Origin of the sequence: Staphylococcus roterodami, assembly GCA_022493055.1 — a bacterium.
GTDB classification, from domain to species: domain Bacteria; phylum Bacillota; class Bacilli; order Staphylococcales; family Staphylococcaceae; genus Staphylococcus; species Staphylococcus singaporensis.
This window is the reverse complement of sequence record CP092781.1, coordinates 257,048-278,727: the sequence shown is the minus strand read 5'-3', so window position 1 is coordinate 278,727 and position 21,680 is coordinate 257,048. Positions and strand designations below refer to the sequence as shown.

At 32.5% G+C, this 21,680-nt stretch carries 21 protein-coding genes; 12 read left to right on the top strand and 9 right to left on the bottom strand.

What is annotated here, in order from left to right; genetic code table 11:
* Positions 1-16 precede the first annotated feature (16 nt).
* Entirely contained in the window at positions 17-310 is a 294-nt protein-coding gene (gene esxA / locus ML436_01170; protein UMT78398.1) for a WXG100 family type VII secretion effector EsxA, read from the bottom strand.
* A 247-nt stretch (positions 311-557) separates the two neighbouring features.
* Between esxA and ML436_01165 the strand changes: the two genes are divergently transcribed.
* The 5 genes from ML436_01165 to ML436_01145 all read left to right on the top strand — a co-directional run bounded on the left by ML436_01165 (position 558) and on the right by ML436_01145 (position 6,161).
* Positions 558-1,451 carry a CHAP domain-containing protein gene (locus ML436_01165; GenBank protein ID UMT78397.1) on the top strand — a complete coding sequence of 298 codons (894 nt, stop codon included), beginning with the start codon at positions 558-560 and terminating at the stop codon, positions 1,449-1,451.
* Between the two features lie 362 nt (positions 1,452-1,813).
* On the top strand, positions 1,814-3,337 hold the full coding sequence (locus ML436_01160; protein ID UMT78396.1) for a hypothetical protein: 1,524 nt from the start codon (positions 1,814-1,816) through the stop codon (positions 3,335-3,337).
* Between the two features lie 67 nt (positions 3,338-3,404).
* Complete coding sequence (locus ML436_01155; GenBank protein UMT78395.1) at positions 3,405-4,571, top strand: ABC transporter permease; 1,167 nt, start codon at positions 3,405-3,407, stop codon at positions 4,569-4,571.
* Positions 4,568-5,488 carry an ABC transporter permease gene (locus ML436_01150; GenBank protein UMT78394.1) on the top strand — a complete coding sequence of 307 codons (921 nt, stop codon included), beginning with the start codon at positions 4,568-4,570 and terminating at the stop codon, positions 5,486-5,488. Before ML436_01155 ends, ML436_01150 begins: the two co-directional genes overlap by 4 nt.
* A gap of 13 nt (positions 5,489-5,501) precedes the next feature.
* Entirely contained in the window at positions 5,502-6,161 is a 660-nt protein-coding gene (locus ML436_01145; GenBank protein UMT78393.1) for an ABC transporter ATP-binding protein, read from the top strand.
* A 51-nt stretch (positions 6,162-6,212) separates the two neighbouring features.
* Here the strand turns inward: ML436_01145 and ML436_01140 are convergent, their stop codons facing one another.
* Complete coding sequence (locus ML436_01140; protein ID UMT78392.1) at positions 6,213-7,175, bottom strand: peptidoglycan DD-metalloendopeptidase family protein; 963 nt, start codon at positions 7,173-7,175, stop codon at positions 6,213-6,215.
* Between the two features lie 403 nt (positions 7,176-7,578).
* Positions 7,579-8,571 (bottom strand): linear amide C-N hydrolase, encoded by a 993-nt coding sequence (locus ML436_01135; GenBank protein ID UMT78391.1) that lies wholly within the window; start codon positions 8,569-8,571, stop codon positions 7,579-7,581.
* Between the two features lie 234 nt (positions 8,572-8,805).
* On the opposite strand from ML436_01135, the gene ML436_01130 reads away from it, so the two are divergent.
* Complete coding sequence (locus ML436_01130; protein UMT78390.1) at positions 8,806-10,188, top strand: MFS transporter; 1,383 nt, start codon at positions 8,806-8,808, stop codon at positions 10,186-10,188.
* A gap of 118 nt (positions 10,189-10,306) precedes the next feature.
* Here the strand turns inward: ML436_01130 and ML436_01125 are convergent, their stop codons facing one another.
* On the bottom strand, positions 10,307-10,699 hold the full coding sequence (locus ML436_01125) for a hypothetical protein (GenBank protein ID UMT78389.1): 393 nt from the start codon (positions 10,697-10,699) through the stop codon (positions 10,307-10,309).
* 364 nt (positions 10,700-11,063) lie between these two features.
* Between ML436_01125 and ML436_01120 the strand changes: the two genes are divergently transcribed.
* From ML436_01120 to ML436_01100, 5 genes are all read left to right on the top strand, one after another.
* Complete coding sequence (locus ML436_01120) at positions 11,064-12,062, top strand: LacI family transcriptional regulator (protein ID UMT78388.1); 999 nt, start codon at positions 11,064-11,066, stop codon at positions 12,060-12,062.
* Positions 12,063-12,302: 240 nt separating this feature from the next.
* A complete protein-coding gene (gene rbsU, locus ML436_01115; GenBank protein ID UMT78387.1) occupies positions 12,303-13,184 on the top strand; it encodes a ribose transporter RbsU in 882 nt (293 codons plus the stop codon).
* Positions 13,185-13,198: 14 nt separating this feature from the next.
* On the top strand, positions 13,199-13,603 hold the full coding sequence (rbsD, locus tag ML436_01110) for a D-ribose pyranase (protein UMT78386.1): 405 nt from the start codon (positions 13,199-13,201) through the stop codon (positions 13,601-13,603).
* Between the two features lie 27 nt (positions 13,604-13,630).
* Positions 13,631-14,548: a ribokinase gene (rbsK, locus tag ML436_01105; protein UMT78385.1), complete on the top strand. Its 918-nt coding sequence runs from the start codon at positions 13,631-13,633 to the stop codon at positions 14,546-14,548.
* A gap of 442 nt (positions 14,549-14,990) precedes the next feature.
* The gene (locus tag ML436_01100; protein ID UMT78384.1) at positions 14,991-16,355 is read left to right on the top strand and encodes an amino acid permease; all 1,365 of its coding nucleotides are present in this window, start codon (positions 14,991-14,993) and stop codon (positions 16,353-16,355) included.
* Between the two features lie 114 nt (positions 16,356-16,469).
* Here ML436_01100 and ML436_01095 read toward each other — a convergent pair whose 3' ends face one another.
* Positions 16,470-17,912: a 6-phospho-beta-glucosidase gene (locus ML436_01095; protein UMT79462.1), complete on the bottom strand. Its 1,443-nt coding sequence runs from the start codon at positions 17,910-17,912 to the stop codon at positions 16,470-16,472.
* A gap of 18 nt (positions 17,913-17,930) precedes the next feature.
* Entirely contained in the window at positions 17,931-18,722 is a 792-nt protein-coding gene (locus tag ML436_01090; protein ID UMT78383.1) for a PTS glucose transporter subunit IIA, read from the bottom strand.
* Positions 18,723-18,864: 142 nt separating this feature from the next.
* Between ML436_01090 and ML436_01085 the strand changes: the two genes are divergently transcribed.
* Entirely contained in the window at positions 18,865-19,569 is a 705-nt protein-coding gene (locus ML436_01085) for a GntR family transcriptional regulator (protein UMT78382.1), read from the top strand.
* A 120-nt stretch (positions 19,570-19,689) separates the two neighbouring features.
* Here ML436_01085 and lrgB read toward each other — a convergent pair whose 3' ends face one another.
* From lrgB to ML436_01070, 3 genes are all read right to left on the bottom strand, one after another.
* On the bottom strand, positions 19,690-20,391 hold the full coding sequence (gene lrgB / locus ML436_01080; protein UMT78381.1) for an antiholin-like protein LrgB: 702 nt from the start codon (positions 20,389-20,391) through the stop codon (positions 19,690-19,692).
* Positions 20,384-20,827, bottom strand: a complete 444-nt coding sequence (gene lrgA / locus ML436_01075; protein UMT78380.1) for an antiholin-like murein hydrolase modulator LrgA — start codon at positions 20,825-20,827, stop codon at positions 20,384-20,386. The genes lrgB and lrgA overlap by 8 nt, the downstream gene beginning before the upstream one ends.
* A gap of 112 nt (positions 20,828-20,939) precedes the next feature.
* Positions 20,940-21,680, bottom strand: coding sequence for a response regulator transcription factor LytR (locus ML436_01070; GenBank protein UMT78379.1), 741 nt, complete (start codon positions 21,678-21,680; stop codon positions 20,940-20,942).

The following is a 21,680-nucleotide window of genomic DNA, read 5'->3' as shown; positions in this document are numbered from 1 at the left end:
GCCAATTTCAGAATGCTTATTGCAAACCGAAATTATTAGAAAGTTGTTGGTCTTGTTCTTGAACAGCATCAGCAGTGCTATTCAATTGTTGTTTGATTTCTTCTAACAATTGAGCGAATTTTTCTACTTTAGGACTTAATTGTTGGAATTGCTCTTCGAAACGGCTGAAAGCTTGACCTTCCCAGTTTGCTGCAATTTCACCTTGTGCACGTGTTAAATCAGATAAAATTTGACGGATTTGGTCTGAACCTTGCCCGTAAGATTGTGATTTTGCTCTGATTTCCTCTGGACTCATCTTAATCATTGCCATAACTAGAAACCTCCTGAATATTTTAAGTTTATCAAAACTTTTTAGGGACACTATTATTTAGAAAAGTGTTCCTTACTCAAATAATATATAAATTATTAGTATATGTATATAGTTTTTTAAGTATTTTTAGCTTTTTTTAAATAAATATATTGAATATACCCATATATTTTTAATTAACCATTCATTTTTGTAATATAAATGTGTATACTAAAATTAAATTAAATACATAAAGGATTATATGGTTATTATGAAGAAAACAATTTTACTGACTATGACAACTCTTACTTTTTTTAGTATATTGCCCCATTCGGCCATAGCTACTACGAAGGACAATCAAACACTAGAAGAAGCACAAAAAGCACACCCAAATGCACAATTCAAAGTGAATAAAGACAATGGCACATATACATATACTTACGACAAAAATAGTGTGCCAAATAGTAATCAGCAATCACAGTCACGTACATCTGAGAATAATCAACGCACAAATCAGCGTGACCATAATACTAATCAGTACCCTTCACCATTGAGTGATCAGTACACTAACATTAACGATGCAATAGATTCACACACACCGCCTCAAACGCCACCAAGCAATCCATTGACACCTGCAACACCAAATATCGAAAGTAATGATGACGAATTAAATAATGCATTTTCAAAAGACAAAAAAGGACTCATTACAGGAATCGACTTAGATGAATTGTATGACGAACTACAAATTGCTGAATTTAATGACAAAGCTAAGACTGCTGACGGTAAACCTTTAGCGTTAGGTAACGGTAAAATCATTGATCAGCCTTTGTTCACGAGTAAAAATAACTTATATACTGCTGGACAATGCACTTGGTATGTCTTTGATAAACGTGCAAAAGAGGGACATACAATTAGTACGTTTTGGGGAGACGCCAAAAACTGGGCAGGTCAAGCTGCTAGCAATGGCTTTAAAGTAGATAGACATCCTACAAGAGGCTCTATTTTACAAACTGTAAACGGCCCCTTTGGTCACGTAGCCTACGTTGAAAAAGTTAATATTGATGGAAGTATTTTAATTTCCGAGATGAACTGGGTTGGTGAATATATTGTTTCATCAAGAACCATCTCTGCTTCAGAAGTTTCATCATATAATTACATTCACTAATTAATAATGACATCAATAAAAAGCGACCAGACAACATTTTACTAGATGTAAAATTTTAGCTGGTCGCTTTATTTTGTATGCTATTCGATTATAAAGTTACAAAGAAATGTTCTCTACATTCCCCATTAATCAAAATCATTTACGAAAGTATAATTGTAGCTATAATAATCCAAGTCGTAACAACATTTTTAAATAATCATTATGTAATCAAACTATTTTTTGTAGTTTATTAGATTTTCAATAACTTATTAATCATTATTATAACTAAAATCCTATTAATTTAAACAAAATTTAAAATAAACCATTTAATAAAATGTATTGTTCTGATATGATTAACTCATAAATAATTGGGAGGAAACAAAATGTCTAAAAAACTAAAAATTATAATTCCTATTATTGTTGTCTTATTATTAATAGGTGGAATCGCATGGGGAGTTTATGCATTTTTTGCTAATACACCGAAAAATACATACCTAAAAAGTGAACAACAAACAGCAAAAATGTATAAAGATTATTTTAATGACCGTTTTGAAAATGAAGTGAAGTTCCAAGAAAAGATGAAAGATAATTCATTTTTATCTTCATTAGAATTAAGTGCAGATGCATCAGACGAGCTCACTAAAAGTCTTGATATTCCAAAATCTGTTGTGAATGCTTCTAAAATTAAAATGTCGTATGGCTATGATCCTAAAAAAGAGAAATCAAAGATTAACCTTGAACCAACATTAGCAGACACTGAATTAGGGAAATTCCAGTTAGCTGCAGATAAAGATAAGCACTATTTTGAATCACCGTTATTTAAAGGGAAATATAGTATTGATAATTCTGATTTGTTATCAACTTATTCAAAACTTACAGGTGAAGATGAAGAAACAGCAAAAGAAAATGGTATTACAAACCAACAATTAAACTTAAATAGTATTTTTAGTAATGCTCAAACGCAACAAAGTGACTACGAAAAGATTGCTGAAAAATATTCAGAACTTATTGTCGATAAATTAAATGACGACAATTTTGAAAAAGGCAAAAAAGAAGAAATTAAAATTAATGGTGAAAAGTACAAAGTTAGACCTGTCACATTAACACTTAGCAGAGCAGACACTAAAAAAATTACATTAGCTGTATTAGAAGAAGCTAAAAAAGATAAAGATATTAAAAAATTAGTTGAAAAACAAGGTGCTAAAAAAGACTTTGATAAAGAAATCAAAAAAGCAATTGACGATGTCAAAGAAACTAAAAAAGATGAATTCCCTAAAATTCAATCTAAAATTTATACAGAAAAACATACAATTTTAAAAAGAGAAATTACAATTACAGACAAAGAAAATCATAAAACTAAAATTAAAGGTACTAACACTTTAGAAGACGATAAATTAAAAGTAGATTATGCAATTAACTTCGACCAAGATAAGTACTCGTATGATGAATCAAAATATACAATTAAAGGCGTATCTTCTAAAGAAAAAGATAATAAATATAATGATAAATACGAATTAGCTAAAAAGACAGAATATGATGAATCAAAAGTCACATTAGATAACCAAGAAAAAGTTGACGGCACAAAACGTCAAGATAAAGGTAAAATCGCTTTTGCAATGGATAAATATAGCGATGAAAATGAAATTACATTTGAAAACAACATAGAGTCTGATGTTAAAAATAATACTCAGAAATCTACTTTAAATATTGGTATCAAATTTGCTGAAGAACCTATTAACTTTATCTTAAAATCTAGTACAAAATTAAAAGCAGATATTGATTTTGATGCTAGCGGTGCTAAAGACTTCAATAGTTTATCTTCAAAAGACCGCGAAAAACTTGAAAAAGAAATCGATAAAAATAGCGGTAAAATGTTTGAATCAATTTTAAAAAAGACATCTAAATAACTAAAATATAAAAATAAGATTGGAAGGCCATCTTGCCTTTCAATCTTATCATTGGAGGAGTGGTTAAATGAAAACAATACATTTGTTTCGCATCTACCACTCTTTTTTATTGAAAAAGTGGTATTTGATCATCTATTTACTATTTATCTTAGCGGCACTTCTTATTACATTAACGACTATTCAACATGTAACAGAAGATGACAACCATTTTAATATAGGGGTCGTAGATAAAGATCAATCAAGTGAAACGAAATTAATCTTAAACTCTATTGGTAAAGGGAGTAACTTAGGGAAAAATGTGAGTATTAAAGGTTATGATGAAAAGAAAGCACATGATTTGCTAAAACAGCAGAAACTTCAAGGCTACTTTGTCTTTGATAAAGGTATGACAAAGGCCTTTTATAAACAAGGTGAATTACCAATTTCAGTATATACATACGATCAACAATCAATGAAGAGTGTTGTGTTGTCACAGTTAACAGATTCTGTTTACCAACGTCTTATGCTATCGATGGGTGGCATTTTAGCTTTTCAAGACTTAGCACCGAAAGCATCACATTCTGACAGTATTAATGTCATGACAGATTTGCTGATTACGGGATTAAACCGTTCAGGCGCATTCAACTTAGAACCTATTCATTTATACGATACGGGTAGTTATTATGCAATTACCGGATTTTTAGCAACGATATTCATCTTTGCACTATCTTTATTTACAGTTTTGAAAATGAATCAAGATACAGTATTAAAAGAGCGTTTGAAAATGTTTCATTTTGCTAAAGAGCATTTATTAATCATTCGTGCATTTATTACATGGATATATACGATGCTATGGAGCATCGTTGGCGTCGTTTGGATTATATTCAGTATTCCAAGTACCTTTGAATTATATAATTGGCCAACGTTAGCCATTCATTTAAGCTATTATGTTACCTTTTTAGTACTGTGTTTGCTGTTAATCGAACTCTTAACAACCTATTTATTCAATAGTATTTGTAAAATCATATTAGCAATTATAGTTTTGATGCTCTCTGGCATGACTGTACCTACTATTTTTCTACAGCACGTAGCAAACGGCATTTTTACTATTCAACCATTTGCTATTGTAACGAATCAACTATTAGAAATTATTTTAAACAACTATATATTAGAACTACATCCTAGTTTCTATTTCAGTATAGCCCTACTTCTTATTATTAACTTAGTTGTATTGGTTTGGAGGTATCGCAGATGAAACCTTATATCCAACTTGTTGTGTTAAAACAGTGGCTACAATACATTATGCTAGTTGCAATCATATTAATTGCACTTTTACTATGCAGTTTTGGTTATCGTATGGCGCATGACAACTTCAAAATACCGATTACCATTCAAGATTTAGACCAAACTACCGCTTCAAAATCATTAATAAATAAAATAAAACACTCTGACTATGTAACTATTAAAACAGTTGGTGAAGATGAAGGTTACATTGAAGATGATGTTACTAAAAAGGAATCTATTTTGAGTATGCAAATTCCTAAAGGGTTCTCTAAAAAGTTAAAAGAGAATCGTTTAAAAGAAGTCATACAATTATATGGTAGAGATGATTTTATCGGTAGCATTGCTGTAGAAATCGTTAGTAGTTCGTTGTATGAACAACAAATACCTAATATTATTTATGAACATCTTAAGGATATGAAACAACATCATTCTATAACAGATATCAATAAGTCGTATTATAAACATACACCAGACTCTAAAATTAAATTTGTTTCACTTACACATCAAGCACAACACTCCATTTCAATCAGCTTAATATTTGCTGTAATTTTATGTGTAAGTGCTGTTCAAGTTGTACTTCACTATCGATTAAACCAGCAAGCAGCTTTGCAACGTTTATCTCAATATCACTTAAGTCGCTTGAAACTATATAGCACCTATGTACTAACACATAGTACCTTGTTATTGGTTGTATTATGGGCAGTTAGTTTATACATGTCACAACCACTCAGCTTAGTATTTTACTTAAAATCACTGTTACTTATATTAGTTTATGAAATTGGCATTGTGTTCATCTTATTCCATATTCAAACATTAAGTCATCGTCTATTTATGACATTTATATATGCATTTGCTATGAGTATCGTATATTTGACCATTTTCATGTAAAGGAGCGTATCTAATGATAGAAATTAATAATCTTACAAAGCGATACCGCAATAAACAGATTTTCCATCACTTATCCATGTCATTTGATAGCAACCGCTTAACGATTTTACTCGGTGATAATGGCGCAGGAAAATCAACGTTACTTCGTATGATTGCTGGTATTGAAAAAGCTAACAATGGAAGCATCACCTATTTTGGTGAAAAATGGAATCAAAGACAAATTCAAAATCATATCGGTTATGTTCCTCAAGATATTGCATTATTTGAGCATATGACAGTTGCTGAGAATATTAAGTTCTTTAAATCACTTTGTAAAACACCTATATCTAACACAACTATCAACGAATATTTACAGCAATTAAACTTTGATGATACATCTGTAAAAGTATCTACATTATCTGGGGGTAACAAACGTAAAATTAATATATTAGTTGGTTTGTTAGGACAACCACGAATTCTTATTCTAGATGAGCCTACGGTCGGTATTGATTTAAAGTCTAGACATGATATTCACCAACTACTTAACATTATGAAAACTAAATGCTTAATTATATTAACTACTCATCATTTAGATGAGGTTGAAGCACTTGCAGATGATATCAAATTAATTGGACAAGATCCTTTTTATCAACACGTTTTAGAGGAAAAGCAATGGACATATACCTATTATTAAAATGAAAAAATCCCAAGTTGCGTATGTTATCGTAACTTGGGATTTGCTATATTATCTACTTTGCAAATATGACGTTGGGTCTACTGCATATTGATTACCAATTCCACCAGACATACGTTGGAAGTGTACGTGAGGTGCTGTTGAATTACCTGTACTACCTGAGTATGCAATTTGGTCGCCAGCTTTTACTTTATCACCAGCTGAAACAGTTAAACGATTGTTATGCATGTACCATTGATAGTTATTACTGTTCGCTTCTTTAATCGTCACTTGATTACCTCCACCATAATTACTCCAGCCTGCTTGTACTACTGTACCATCAGTCAGTGAGTATACAGGTGAATTTTCAGGCATTGCATAATCAACACCGTAATGCGCACCGCCACCGTGATATTGTCCATATGGTTGTAGCTGTTTACGGCTAGTTAACCAGCTTGCGTCTTTCGCATGACCACTAGCTGTTGCTTTACTTGCTGTTCCACCATTTTGATTTGTTGTTTGATTCGATGTGCCATTAGGATAATTAACTTCTCCATTTCCATCATGACGCGTATATGATTGACCATTATTGTTCTGTGAATAATAACTCGTATCTGGACCCACATTTGATTGATAACCATATTGATTAATATGTTGTTGGCTTTGACTCGTTGTGTAGTCATTGTTATCTCCTGCAGTTGCTGGATTCACATATGTTTGTCCGCTTCCGTTGGCATCTGCATGATTTGGATAACAGTTATAAAAGTAATGTGTATGCCCTTTTGCATCTACTAATGTATAGCTATATTCTTTATTGTCAAACATTGCTTGATTCCACTTACCATCTGGCGTGTGATGATAATTCCCATAAGAATCAATTGTATAATAAGTACCATAAGATACGTCTTGTGATTGTGTTGACATTTGTGTATGTGCTTGTTGCGAATTTGTCGTTTCTGCTGCGTCTGCTTGATGTGCCATTGTAAATGTAGCGAAGCCCATCGTTGCTATTGCTGCTGCCGTTAATTTTTTCATGTATAAAACATCCTCCATTAAAGTTAATGTTAGTTTTAAAATAAACTGTAATGCACATACTAAAATAATCAAACTATCTAGTAAAGTGTTTAAATCACATTTTCAAACTTTTTAATATTACGGAAATGTTTTACCAAACTCATTGCAACACTATTACAAAAAATATATGTATTGATAATAAAATGACATATCTTTACTTCTAAATCGCACAAAAATAAGCGTAAAAATATTGTTATCATCATACGCTTCTGTATATTATCAAATACATTAAAAAAAGCTGATTTCTATCAAATAATTAATAGAAATCAACGTTTTTACATTGCCTAAGAACTTAATGTCCCAAGCTTATAAATAAAGGAATATTTACTCCACATTTGCAAATCGCCAAATTGTTATATTTAACTTAATGATCTTCATTCAACTTTTTTACAACTAAATGAGTTTCTGGCTTAAAAATTGTCATATCCTTTTTACGAACTAAATCATCCGTAAGTTTAAGTTCTACAATTTCATTACTTCCATAATATTTAATGTACAACGTTTTTGTAGTTAAATTTATGACCGTTTGATACATCGTATAATGACTATCAGCATCATGTGGACGTACAATGCCTATAGGAATGTTAACTGCATCTAATAAATAAAATGCATTCATTAAATCCATCTCTTTATCATTATCCTGAGAAATATGTGACTTCATAAATGCCATACGTACAAAACGTTCTGTTGAAGTAAATCCACCCGGCAAACCATATGTGCCTGATTCATTACCTAAAGGTTCAATCGTTACATCTTCCAAAAGCTTTGATGAAGATGAATAAGGAGAAACATTAATATATTGTCTTAAATTACTATAATGCCATGCTAAATCTGGATGATTTGTTAATACACCGATAGGATTATCTGTTATAACTACTTCACCATTTTTAAATGACACTTCTACTGAGTGTCCTGTTTTATCAGAAACATGATAATGTAACGGAGGCACTTCACCAATATCATTTAAATAAACTGCAACAACATTAATTTGAGAAGCTTGTTGTTTAATATCTTCAATACTTGTTGTATATCCTAAAATCCATGTCACAATTTCATTTTGTGTAATATTCATCGCTCCTGTTTTATGAGCGGAAGCATATGAACTATAACCTCGGAAATACTGCGTTGAAATGGCAACGCCATGCTCATTAACACCATCACCATAAATAAAACCTTCCATATCTGTCCCAGTACCAATAAAGCCGAATTTAGTTTGACCTGTTGTTCCTGTTCGTGATGTCCAATGGTAATTTCTAGGTGTCACTGCAGGCGAACCATCTAACGGATAATCGTAATCCATTGTGCGACCAAGAAATATTTCATTATTTAATGTTTGCATTGTGAATCCTGTACACATTATATTCACTCCTCTACTATCTTTGTTTCCTTAAAATGCCTTCAAATAACGCTTCTTCATCTAAACATACTATAAAAAAATATGTCTATAAGCAATTAATTGATATTCATTCTCAATAACTATGGTATGATATGTAAGGAAATCATGACTAATTTGTAAGCGAATATTCAAATTCACATTTTCAGACTTAGAAACATGACTTTCTATACTTAATTTTTACAAGGAGTGTCATCAGTGAATCACACACAATCACAATCTTCAACACGCAGTCATATTATTATTGCGATTATGTTATCTGCATTAACATACTGGTTGTTTGCACAATCATTTATTAATATAGGACCACTCGTTGGTCAAACGTATCATACGTCACCTGCCCTTTTAAATTTATCGATTAGTTTAACTTCTTTTGCCACTGGCATTTTTATGGTAGCAGCGGGTGACATAGCTGATAAAATAGGACAATTAAAAATGACATACATTGGACTCATAGTCAGCATTATTGGTTCTATTCTGTTAATTATTTCTGACATAACTGCCCTTTTAATTTTAGGTAGAATTTTACAAGGTCTTTCAGCAGCTATCTTATTACCTTCAACAGTAGGTGTTTTAAATCATCAATTTAAAGGTGATCATTTAAGACGTGCTATTAGTTACTTAATGATTAGTACAGTAGGTGGTATCGGTCTAGCAGGTGTCATTGGCGGTTTAATTGCCACAAATTTCGGATGGCAAACTAATTTCATTATAAGTATCGTAATATCTTTAATTGCCATACTACTTCTGAAAGGAACTTCTGAAACAGTAAGACAACATCGTACTCATCATCCTTTTGATTATAAAGGTATGACAGTTTTTGCTGTAATGATTGGAAGCTTCACATTGTTATTAACACAAGGTTTTGAACAAGGCTGGTTTAGTACATTTTCATATATTTGTCTTGGTATATTTATTATCTCTACATTTATATTTATTATCATTGAACGCCGTCATACAGCACCATTTATTGATTTTGCAGTATTTCGTAACCGTCCATTTATCGGTGCTTTTTTAAATAACTTTGTTTTAAACAGCGGTCTCGGTGTAACGGTTGTCTTCTTTATATATGCACAAACTCATCTTGGCTTATCTGCTGCTCAATCTGGTTTAGTTACATTACCTTATGCCATTGTAGCCGTTGCGATGATTCGGTTAGGTGAAAAAGCGACATTACGTTTCGGTGGCAAATTGATGCTCATCATTGGTCCATTGTTCCCTGTCATCGGTATCTCTGTTATTAGTATGACTCAATTATCGGCATCACAATATGTCATTGCAGTTATCATTGGTTTCGTCATATGTGCGATAGGTAATGGTTTAGTCGCAACACCTGGACTTACGATTGCAATTTTTAGTATGCCAAATGAAAAAGTTGGTTTAGCTACAGGATTATATAAAATGAGTGGTACATTAGGTGGTGCTTTTGGTATAGCGTTAAGTACAACTGTTTTCAGTATGTTACAACTAAACTATACGCCTAGTGTAGCTGCAACTGTAACTTTTATAGTCAGCATTGTATTGATGATCCTTGGCTCACTGTCTGCATACATGATCATTCCAAAAACGGTTAAATCATAAATATAATAGAAGCATCATGTTTCGAATTATCTGTATCACTTTAAAATGATACTCAAGAAAAATAAGCGAAGAACGTTTTTCTCAGTTCTTCGCTTACACTAATTATATTCACTACCAATTAGACAAAATGGCCATTTTCAAAGATAACGCGTTGTTTCTGACCTTGAATATATTTATCATAATTCTCTTTTTGAAAATCAGTTAACATTAACTTAGATGTACCGTATTTTAATACTTTTTGCATTGTTTCTATTCTCATTTTTCTAAATAACCATCCATCTTTTAACACAATACGATGAACAGCATCATATGATAATTCTACTGTTTCTTTAATTTCAAATGTCTTGAACGAAATAATCGTGCACATTAAAAACGTATCACCAAAGTAATAAACATCTAAATCATCTCGTTTATGTTGTCCAACTAACAAACGACCATATTCGAACTCTTTTTCTGGATATTTCAATTCTAAAAAACTAATAATCTCTTCTTCTTTTAATTTGAATTGCATTAAAAACATCCTCTCTTCGATTGTAACTACTCTTTTTCAAAAACTAAACATTCATCTTACATAGTTAAATATACATTATTTTATTATATATTTTAATACTTTTTTCAAAATATAAAAATTAGTATATACAAATAATACCTTTATCATTTATATGTATTTCTAGTACACTAAATATTCCATGTATCTAGTCTTTGGATTCATTTAAAGTTAAATCACTTTTCTAATACTATATTCAACCTCATTAATCGAAAATAGCTGGTGCATGCTTACGTATGTCATCGAATGTTTTCTCATGATATGATAAATATAATAATTGGGTATATATTTAAAAGTTTAATTACAAAATAAAGAGAAGGAATCGATGATGAAAAAGATATCAATTAAAGATGTTGCTAAAGAAGCTGGTGTATCTGTTACTACTGTGTCACATATTTTAAATCATAATGATAGTAGGTTTTCAGCAACTACAATTAAAAATGTACATGCTGTTTCAGAGCGACTGGGCTATGCACCTAATAAACATGCCAAACAATTACGTGGTAGTAAGATTCGAACTATTGGTGTCATTCTCCCGAGCTTAACAAATCCGTTTTTCTCATCACTCATGCAAAGTATCCATGATTATAAACCATCTGATGTTGATTTATGTTTCTTAACGTCTACAGCTCACGAATTATGCAATAATGTTAAACATTTAATTGATCGCGGTATAGACGGCTTGATCATTGCGCAATATATCGCTTCTCCTGAAACACTTGATGATTATTTAAAAAAGCATCATGTTCCATATGTTGTTCTCGATCAAAATGACCATCAAGGTTACACTGATTTTGTACGCACAAATGAATATCAAGGAGGTCAACTTGCAGCTCAACATTTAATAGAATTAGGTCACAAAAATATGACGATTGTTGCACCATTTAACATGATGGCAAATATGACTGCACGTGTTACCGGATTTATTGATACTTTACGCGCACATCAATTATCGGAACCTGAAATCATTTATACTGATCTATCTAAACATGGTGGTCTAACTATCGTTGATGATATTATGATTCAACCTGCTACTGCGACATTTGCTATTAACGATGAACTCGCCATTGGTATTTTGCGTGGCTTAATCGAACATGGAATTAACATTCCGAAAGACATCTCATTGATAGGTTACGATGACATCGACTATGCCGCTTATGTCACACCTCCGTTGACTACGATAGCTCAACCAATTACCGAAATTGGTAAAATGTCTTTAAATTTATTACTTCAACGTTTACAACAATTAGATAAGACAATTGAAATGATTGAACTTCCGACGACATTAAAAATTAGATCCACGACCTCTTCAAATATTTTGCACTAAATGCCCATTCATAGCATACATACGATATATTTTTGAATCCTTTTCCCTTAGCGTTGATTTAACGTTGAGGGATTTTACTTTCTATAAAGTCATTCTAAAATTTAAACGATATTCATTAAAATTTGAAATATGAATTAAACGTAATTAACATTTTATGAAAACGCATGCATTTTACAATTAAAAGTGTTACTATGGCACTGGTAAAACGTTTTACTTAAATTAAATCGTGAGGTGTATAACATGAGCATTGTTGCTTTACTTATTGGATTGGGGCCTTTAATCGGCTGGGGCTTCTTCCCAACAGTTGCTTCTAAATTTGGAGGTAAACCTGTAAATCAAATTATCGGAGCAACTGTAGGTACATTAATCTTCGCTATTATTTTAGCCATGGTCACTTCAAGCGGCTTCCCTACTGGAGCAAATTTACTATTTGCCATTTTATCCGGTGCTGGTTGGGGCTTTGGACAAATTATTACATTTAAGGCATTTGAACTTGTTGGTTCATCTCGTGCTATGCCTGTTACAACAGCATTTCAATTATTAGGCGCATCTTTATGGGGTGTTTTCGCCTTAGGAAATTGGCCAGGCATTGGTCACAAAATCATTGGATTCACTGCTTTAATCGTTATCTTGATTGGTGCGCGTATGACAGTTTGGAGCGAACGTAAAGAAGCTAGTAACGCTAAAAATTTACGTCGTGCCGTTATACTTTTGTTAATTGGTGAGTTTGGATACTGGTTATATTCTGCAGCACCACAAGCAACATCAATTAATGGCTTAACCGCCTTTTTACCTCAAGCTATGGGTATGGTCTTAGTTGCAGTAATTTATGGTTTAATGAATATGAAAGAAGAAAATCCTTTCCGTAACAAAATTACATGGTTACAAATTATTTCTGGGTTTTTCTTTGCATTTGGTGCCTTAACATATTTAATTTCTGCTCAACCTGATATGAATGGTTTAGCGACTGGCTTTATTCTTTCTCAAACTTCTGTCGTACTTGCAACATTAACTGGTATATATTTCTTAAAACAACATAAAACATCAAAAGAAATGGTCATTACCATTATCGGCCTAGTACTCATTTTAGTAGCCGCTTCAGTCACAGTATTTATTAAATAAGGAGTGTCAATTTCATGAAAAAATCGAGCGTTTTAAATGAACATATATCGAAAGCCATCGCGACAATTGGACATTTTGACTTATTAACAATCAACGATGCTGGTATGCCAATTCCAAATGATCATCGTCGTATTGATTTAGCTGTCACAAAAAATTTATCACGCTTTATCGATGTATTAGCTACAGTATTGGAAGAAATAGAAATTCAAAAAATTTACTTAGCTGAAGAAATAAAGGAACATAATCCTGAACAATTACAACAAATTAAACAATTGCTTTCATCTGATATAGATATTGTTTTCATTCCTCACGAAGACATGAAAACAAATTTAACACATCCATTAAATAAAGGTAATATTCGTACAGGTGAAATAACACCTTATTCCAATATCGCCTTAGAATCAAATGTTACATTTTAAAAATTTAAAACTGAAAGGAGTCATACAATGACCAATAAAGTTGTTATATTAGGCTCTACAAACGTAGATCAATTTTTAACGGTTGAAAGATATGCTCAACCAGGCGAGACTTTACATGTTGAAGAAGCTCAAAAAGCATTTGGTGGTGGTAAAGGGGCTAACCAAGCGATTGCAACTGCACGCATGCAAGCAGATACAACATTTATTACGAAAATAGGAAATGATGGTGTTGCTGATTTCATCTTAGAAGACTTTAAAGAAGCAAATATAGATACATCATATATTATCAAAACTGATGAAGCTAAAACTGGTCAAGCATTCATTACTGTTAATGCTGAAGGTCAAAATTCTATCTATGTATATGGTGGTGCAAACATGACAATAACACCTGAAGATGTCGAAACAGCAAAAGATGCAATTGTTAAAGCAGAATTTATCGTTGCACAATTAGAAGTGCCGATACCTGCCATTATTTCTGCATTTGAAATTGCTAAAGCACATGGTGTAACAACGGTGTTAAATCCCGCACCAGCAAAACCATTACCTGATAAACTGTTATCACTCATTGATATTATCGTTCCCAATGAAACAGAAGCTGAATTATTGTCTGGCATCAAAGTAACAGATGAAGCATCCATGCAAGCGAATGCAGATTACTTTTTATCGTTAGGTATCAAAACTGTTTTAATTACATTAGGTAAACAAGGTACATATTTTGCTACACAAGACCATAGCCAGCAAATTCAGGCTTATAAAGTTAAAGCTATCGACACGACTGCTGCTGGAGATACATTTATCGGTGCTTTTGTGAGTCGTTTAAATAAGTCTCAAGATAATTTAGAAGAGGCTATAGACTTCGGTAACAAAGCAAGTTCGTTTACTGTTCAAAGACATGGTTCTCAAGCGTCAATTCCTCTTTTAGAAGAAGTTGAAAATAAAGCATAAATTTATAGGAACAATCGTTATATTAATGGGCAAGTTGTGACAGCTGCTGTCATACTTCAATTAATATAGATTGTTCCTTTTTATATTCGTACACCTTGTTCTCTTAAAAAGTCCTCAAACACCCCTAACATCACATTGCTATTATTTCTAAATAACACTTTGATTAATTGTCCATATACGTCGCAACATTTTTTAATTTACTTGTAATACCGTTATAAATATATACATCTCATAAATTAATCGATGCATATTTAAATATATTCCGTGCTTTATTATAAATAATATATAAAAACATTTATGCGAATAGTTGTAATTTTCAGACTATTAATGTATTGTGTTTTTAACGACGTCGCATTTTATTTGGGGTTATTTTTAAAAAGTATAGAAATTATCGTCTACAAATTGACCTTGACTTTCTATATTAACTGGGGAGAATCATATTATGACAAATGAATTAAAGAGGGATTTAAGCAATCGCCATATTCAACTAATTGCAATTGGTGGTGCAATTGGTACAGGCCTATTCTTTGGATCTGGTAATACTATTTCTAAAGCTGGTCCATCCATTTTATTTACTTATATGCTTGTTGGGTTCTTTTTATTTTTATTCATGCGAGCAATGGGAGAAATGTTGTTAGCGAAAACTAAATTTAAATCATTTCCTGATATCGCACATGAATATCTAGGGCCATTTGCTGGATTTATTGTTGGTTGGTCTTATTGGATGTCTTGGGTTATTACAGTTATGGCCGATGTCACTGCAATTTCCCAATACATTAAATATTTCAATCCAAACATCCCAACATGGCTTACTTGTTTTTCTATTATTTTATTACTGCTAGTTCTTAATTTAACGAGTACTAAAGTATTTGGAGAATTAGAATTTTGGTTTGCAATTATCAAAGTCATTACAATTATCGCTTTAATCGTAGTCGGCATTATTATGGTGGTGTTATCATTTAAGTCACCTTCCGGCACAACAGCAAGCTTCTCAAACCTATATTCACATGGTGGCATGTTCCCACATGGCTTCTTCGGATTCTTAATGTCATTCCAAATGGCTGTATTTGCATTTACAGGTATAGAATTCATCGGTATTACTGCTGGTGAAACAAAGAATCCTCATAAAACGTTGCCTCGCGCAATTAATAGTGTGCCATTACGTATTATTTTATTCTACGTTGATGCTTTGGCAGTCATTATGATGATTGTTCCGTGGAATCAAATCAATCCTCAAAACAGTCCTTTTGTTGGATTATTTGCTTTAGCTGGAATTCCATTCGCTGCAGGATTGATTAACTTTGTTGTTTTAACGGCTGCGGCATCTTCTGCAAATAGCGGTATTTTTGCAAATAGCCGAGTATTATTCGGTTTAGGTAACAAAAAACAAGCACCTGAAGCAATGCATCGTTTATCTAAACGAGGTATTCCTCAAAATGCTTTACTAGTTACATGTGCATTGATTTCAATCACAGTCATTTTAAATTTAGTGATACCAAATGGTGAAGAAGTATTTGTTTACATTACTTCTGTAGCTACATCTATCACTTTAGTTGTATGGTCATTAATCGCTATTTCATATATTAGTTATATTAAAAAAGATAAAGCATTACATGACGCAAGTACATTTAAATTACCGGGTGGCATCGCATCTGCTTATGCAGTTGTCGCATTCTTCGTCTTCATCATTATTATATTATTATTTAATGCTGAAACTCGAATCGGTATTATCTTGTCACCTATTTGGTATGCTGGATTAATTTGTGCTTATTTTTATAACAAGAAGAAATTACAATTAAGTAAATAATATAGTAAAGATCTTATATAATGCTTATGATTGCATTGGCTCAACACGACACCCTAACCTGTCATGTTCTATAGCTTAGCATTCAATAATCCATTTATATAAGATCTTTTTTGATTAATTATCGTTCACTACTTCACCATTCGTTGCGATTACTTGTTTATACCAATAGAAAGAATCTTTTTTCAATCGTTCCATTGTGCCATGCCCATCGTTATCTCGATCCACATAAATCAAACCATAACGTTTCTTCATTTCACCAGTTGTAAATGAGACAATATCTATAATTCCCCATGGTGTATAACCTATTAAATCTACACCATCTTGCTCTACTGCTTCGATTGCTGCTGCAATGTGTGCTTTTAAATATTCAATACGATAATCATCATGAATGTGTCCATCTATTACTTCGTCGACAGCACCAAATCCATTTTCAACGATAAACAATGGAACTTGATAACGTTCATACAATACATTAAGTGTATATCTTAGCCCGTCTGGATCAATAGCCCATCCCCAATCACTTGTCGCAATATGTGGATTTTCAACAGAATTGTTTAAACCGCCATTGACGATATTATTTTCAACTGTAGCATCAGCATCATGTTTAACAACAGTAGACATATAATAACTGAAACCGATGTAATCTACTGTACCATCTCTTAAAATTTTGTCGTCTCCTTCTTGCCATTCAATGTCATAACCTTTTCGAGCAAACATTTTTTTAGCATATCCAGGATAATACCCTCTCACTTGAACATCTGGGAAAAAGAATCTTAAGCGATTTGCACTTTGTGCTTCCATCATATCTTTTGGGTGACAGGAATACGGATAAATCGGTACATGTGAAATCATCGTTCCAATTTTAAATTCAGGATTTATTTCTTTACCAATTTTGACAGCTAAAGCACTAGCTAATAATTCATGATGTGCAACTTGATACAACACCTCTTCTGCGTTATCTTTTTCAGATATAATCACACCCGAATTCGTCCATAAAAAGATAGGATTTGATGTATCCATTTGGTTATTAATTTCATTGAATGTCATCCAATATGTCACTTTATCTTTATATCTTTCAAATACCACTCGCGCAAATCGTACAAAGTAATCCACAACTTGTCTATTTCTAAAACCACCATAATTTTTCGCTAAATGAAGCGGCATTTCAAAGTGTGATAACGTCACAACGGGTTCTATTCCTTGTGAAATCAGTTCGTCAAAGAAATGGTCATAAAATGCCAATCCTTCTTCATTAGGTGTTTCTTCGTCACCATTTGGGAAAATACGTGTCCATGCAATAGACGTACGTAAACATTTCAATCCCATTTCTTTAAACAATGCAATATCTTCTTTATATCGGTGATAAAAATCGATACCTTCATGATTAGGATAATACTGATTTGGATCAACGGAATCAGTAATTTGACGAGGTTTTCCATGTGCACCACTAGTCATAACATCAATGACGCTTAGTCCCTTACCACCTTTGTCATACCCACCTTCGAATTGATTCGCGGCCAGTGCACCACCCCACAAAAAGTTTTTAGGTAATTTCATCTTCATTACAATACACTCCTAGTTTTTAAATATTTTAAAAATAACATCTTCTGTCGTTATGATTTCATTCATTGTTAGTTCAACTTTGGCATAATCCGAAGAATTGCTAATCACAACAATAACGTCTGAGTTATAGCCTTGTTGTTCAATATAATCTCGATCAAATTTCAAAAGTGGTTGCCCCGAATTAACATAGTCATCTTGTTTTACAAGACATTCGAACCCTTCACCATTTAGTTTAACTGTATTGACTCCAATATGAATGACTAAGTCAACGCCTTCTTCTGAATGAATTCCAATGGCATGCTTGGTAGGTACAGTCATTGAAACGGTACCAGTAAACGGAGATATGATTTTAGACATATCATGTGCCTTAATCGCTAATCCTTCGCCTACCATTTCTTCTCTGAAAATGGAATCTCTAACTTCTTTTAGCAAAATACGACGTCCTGCAATTGGGGCTTTAACTAATATAGGCGTTGTTACTTTAGCATTTCGTCCTTGCTTTGTCTTTTGTGTTTTCTTGTTATTATTTTTTGAATCTGCTCGAGATTTATCTTTCTCAATTAATAGCTGTAGCTGTTTATAAATATCTTCAACATTTTCATCAAACATGATAATAAACTGCTCATCATGTTCCTCAACAGCTTTTACACCAGCTATCTGCTTGACTTCATTTGCAGTAGAAGGAATAGCATGATTCATATGAATCGTCATACGTTTTGTATCTCTTGAAACGTTAACAACATTTTCAACGCCACCAACAGCTGTAAGAATATCTTGTGCTTGCTCGATATGTGTATTACTCATGATTATTACCCCCTTATAAAAAACTGTGAAACCGTTTACTTAACTCAAGTATAATTGTACCGGTTTAATTTGTAAATACCGATACATTTATAATATTTCATGCTATAATAATCACAATTGAAAATGAAATGAGGATAAAATATTGTTAAAGTACGAACATATTGCTAAGCAACTTAATGTATTTATACATCAATCAAATTTTAAACCTGGCGATAAATTACCAAATGTAAATCAGTTAAAAGAACATTATCAAGTTAGTAAAAGTACAATCATTAAAGCGTTAGAGTTATTAGAACAAGATGGAATGATATATCAAGCGCAAGGTAGTGGCATTTACGTTAGAAATATTAGGGATGCAAATCGTATTAATGTTTTTAAAACGAATGGGTTTTCTAAAAGTTTAGGTGAAGACCGTATGACAAGTAAGATACTAGCTTTCGAGGAAATACATACACCACCTCAATCTGTAAAAGAAGAATTGCAGTTAAATGATGGCGATACTGTTTACTATTTAAAGCGATTGCGTTACGTAGATAATGACATTTTATGTATTGAATATTCTTATTATCATAAAGCTGTTGTTAAATATTTAACTGCTGATATTGCTAAAGGTTCTATATTTGACTATTTAGAATCACACATGAAGCTACGTATTGGCTTTTCAGACATTTTCTTTAACGTCGATCAACTCGATGTAGAAGAAGCAAATTTGCTACAATTATCTAAGGGCGAACCTTGTTTACGTTATCATCAAACATTTTATACAATGACTGGTACACCTTTTGATTCGTCTGACATCGTATTTCATTATCGTCATGCACAGTTTTATATTCCAAGTAAAAAATAACCTTATTTATCAACCAAACAATGAAAGCGTCCATGTTCCAGTTGTCGACCGGAGCATAGACGCTTTTTTGTGATAACAGCAATGACTCAAATTGCTATTATCTTACTTAGGTTTTAATAATTAAAAGAATATTGCTACAAAGACAGGCACAACTGCTACAACAACCACACCTACAAGCACTAAAGCAATACTTGCCATTGATTCCTCTACAGGTCCTAATTCTTTAGCTGGAGCTACACCTAATGTGTGTCCACTTGTTCCAAGTGCTAATCCTCGGGCAATAGGGTTAGTAATTCGGAATAGTTTTAAGAATTTATTACCTAGGGCATAAATAATAACACCATTTAAAATAACTGCTAATGACGTCAATTCTTTTATACCACCGATTCCGGCTGACACTGGTAATGCAATCGCTGTTGTTGCGGCTTGTGGTAACATTGATAAAATTACATCGTTCGCAAATTGCGCTAATTTCGCAAAAGTTAAGATAATTAATAACGCTACAACTGTACCGATACCAATACCTCCGATGATACGATGCCAATGTTTAACAAGCACTTCACGCTTTTTATATAAAGGAATCGCAAAACAAATTGTTGCTGGTTCTAGGAAGAAGTAAATGATATCTCCACCTATTTTGTAGGTTTTATATGGAATACCTGTTAAATAAAGGAAGGCTACACCAAACACCATGCTGACAAACAACGGCGCAAATAAGAAGAAACGATTTGTTTTTTCAAATAAGATTGTTGCTAAGAAGAATGGTATAACGGATAATAATATTCCGAAATATGGTGTATTCAGCGCTAAATGGTTAATCATGAGCTTGTGCCTCCTCTATTTTGATCTTTTTTGTGATTTTGTCACCTTTAGATCTTGAAGTAACTTTCATAATAATTTGTGTCACATATCCTGTACAAATTAGTAATAAAATTGTAGATACAATGATTAATCCAATGATTAAAAATGGTGCTTGGCTAATAACACCTAGTGAGTTAACAACTGAAATACCGGCTGGTACGAAGAGTAACCCAATGTTATTTGTTAGTGTCGTTCCTACTTTTTCGACTTCGCCTAACTTAACAGCACCAGTACATAATAAAACAAATAATAATACTAAACCGATAACTGATGCAGGCATAGGAATTGGCATAAATGATTCAATTATTTTCGATACAAAGAGTACTAAAGCAATTACAATGACTTGGTGAAAAAAGTGAGCTGGTTTTGATGCGTCTTTTTGTTGTTTCACGACCATTGCCTCCTACGTTTGATTTAACTAAAGTATAGATGGCTTAGTTGGATTTGCGTAAATTTCAGTCTGAAATACAAAATATCATAGGTAAAATGCATAAAAAAAAGGATTACTGTTAAAGTAACCCTATCGACGCTTTAAATTCCTTCATAAACGAGCGCCCAACTTGCATTTTGACACCATTTGTCAATATTACCATATATGTGTAGTTAAACCATTGCTGTACTTCTTTAATGTGCTTAGTGTTAATAATATATGATCGATGGATACGTAAAAAATACGATGGATTTAATCGTTTTTCATAACGATTCAACGGTTCTGTTGTTTCATACTTATGATTTGTAGTATGTATTGTTGTTATACCATTATGCGTACCAATACCGATAATATTTTGTTGCTTAATCATATGAATTTTATCATCAATTTCAACAGGCAAACTTTGATCAAAATTCATTGACATATCATTAATAATCGTACTAGAACTACTTTCATCTTTAGCCTTAGTCGCACGAACTTTATTGACTGCTTGTTCTATACGTTTTTGACCGAATGGCTTTAAAATATAATCTGTTGCATTTAATTCGAAAGCCTGTACTGCATATTGATCATGTGCAGTCGCAAAAATAATCGCGGGTGGTTCTTTCATCTTTTGAATTTTAGCACCTAATTCGATACCATTTTCATCCATTAAATTCACGTCTAAAAATATAATGTCATATTGATTGATAAGTAATGCTTCCAATGTTTCTTTCACATTTTCCGCCTCATTAATTTCTTCAAATCCACCAATTTCATTAAGTAAATAGGTCAATTCATTACGCGCTAATGGCTCATCATCTATGATTAATGCTTTCAT

Bases quoted from the DNA above. Each gene is read 5' to 3' on its own strand.
- esxA (UMT78398.1), bottom strand. From the start codon at position 310: ATGGCAATGATTAAGATGAGTCCAGAGGAAATCAGAGCAAAATCACAA.
- ML436_01165 (UMT78397.1), top strand. From the start codon at position 558: ATGAAGAAAACAATTTTACTGACTATGACAACTCTTACTTTTTTTAGT.
- ML436_01160 (UMT78396.1), top strand. From the start codon at position 1,814: ATGTCTAAAAAACTAAAAATTATAATTCCTATTATTGTTGTCTTATTA.
- ML436_01155 (UMT78395.1), top strand. From the start codon at position 3,405: ATGAAAACAATACATTTGTTTCGCATCTACCACTCTTTTTTATTGAAA.
- ML436_01150 (UMT78394.1), top strand. From the start codon at position 4,568: ATGAAACCTTATATCCAACTTGTTGTGTTAAAACAGTGGCTACAATAC.
- ML436_01145 (UMT78393.1), top strand. From the start codon at position 5,502: ATGATAGAAATTAATAATCTTACAAAGCGATACCGCAATAAACAGATT.
- ML436_01140 (UMT78392.1), bottom strand. From the start codon at position 7,175: ATGAAAAAATTAACGGCAGCAGCAATAGCAACGATGGGCTTCGCTACA.
- ML436_01135 (UMT78391.1), bottom strand. From the start codon at position 8,571: ATGTGTACAGGATTCACAATGCAAACATTAAATAATGAAATATTTCTT.
- ML436_01125 (UMT78389.1), bottom strand. From the start codon at position 10,699: ATGCAATTCAAATTAAAAGAAGAAGAGATTATTAGTTTTTTAGAATTG.
- ML436_01120 (UMT78388.1), top strand. From the start codon at position 11,064: ATGAAAAAGATATCAATTAAAGATGTTGCTAAAGAAGCTGGTGTATCT.
- rbsU (UMT78387.1), top strand. From the start codon at position 12,303: ATGAGCATTGTTGCTTTACTTATTGGATTGGGGCCTTTAATCGGCTGG.
- rbsD (UMT78386.1), top strand. From the start codon at position 13,199: ATGAAAAAATCGAGCGTTTTAAATGAACATATATCGAAAGCCATCGCG.
- rbsK (UMT78385.1), top strand. From the start codon at position 13,631: ATGACCAATAAAGTTGTTATATTAGGCTCTACAAACGTAGATCAATTT.
- ML436_01100 (UMT78384.1), top strand. From the start codon at position 14,991: ATGACAAATGAATTAAAGAGGGATTTAAGCAATCGCCATATTCAACTA.
- ML436_01095 (UMT79462.1), bottom strand. From the start codon at position 17,912: ATGAAATTACCTAAAAACTTTTTGTGGGGTGGTGCACTGGCCGCGAAT.
- ML436_01090 (UMT78383.1), bottom strand. From the start codon at position 18,722: ATGAGTAATACACATATCGAGCAAGCACAAGATATTCTTACAGCTGTT.
- lrgB (UMT78381.1), bottom strand. From the start codon at position 20,391: ATGATTAACCATTTAGCGCTGAATACACCATATTTCGGAATATTATTA.
- lrgA (UMT78380.1), bottom strand. From the start codon at position 20,827: ATGGTCGTGAAACAACAAAAAGACGCATCAAAACCAGCTCACTTTTTT.
- ML436_01070 (UMT78379.1), bottom strand. From the start codon at position 21,680: ATGAAAGCATTAATCATAGATGATGAGCCATTAGCGCGTAATGAATTG.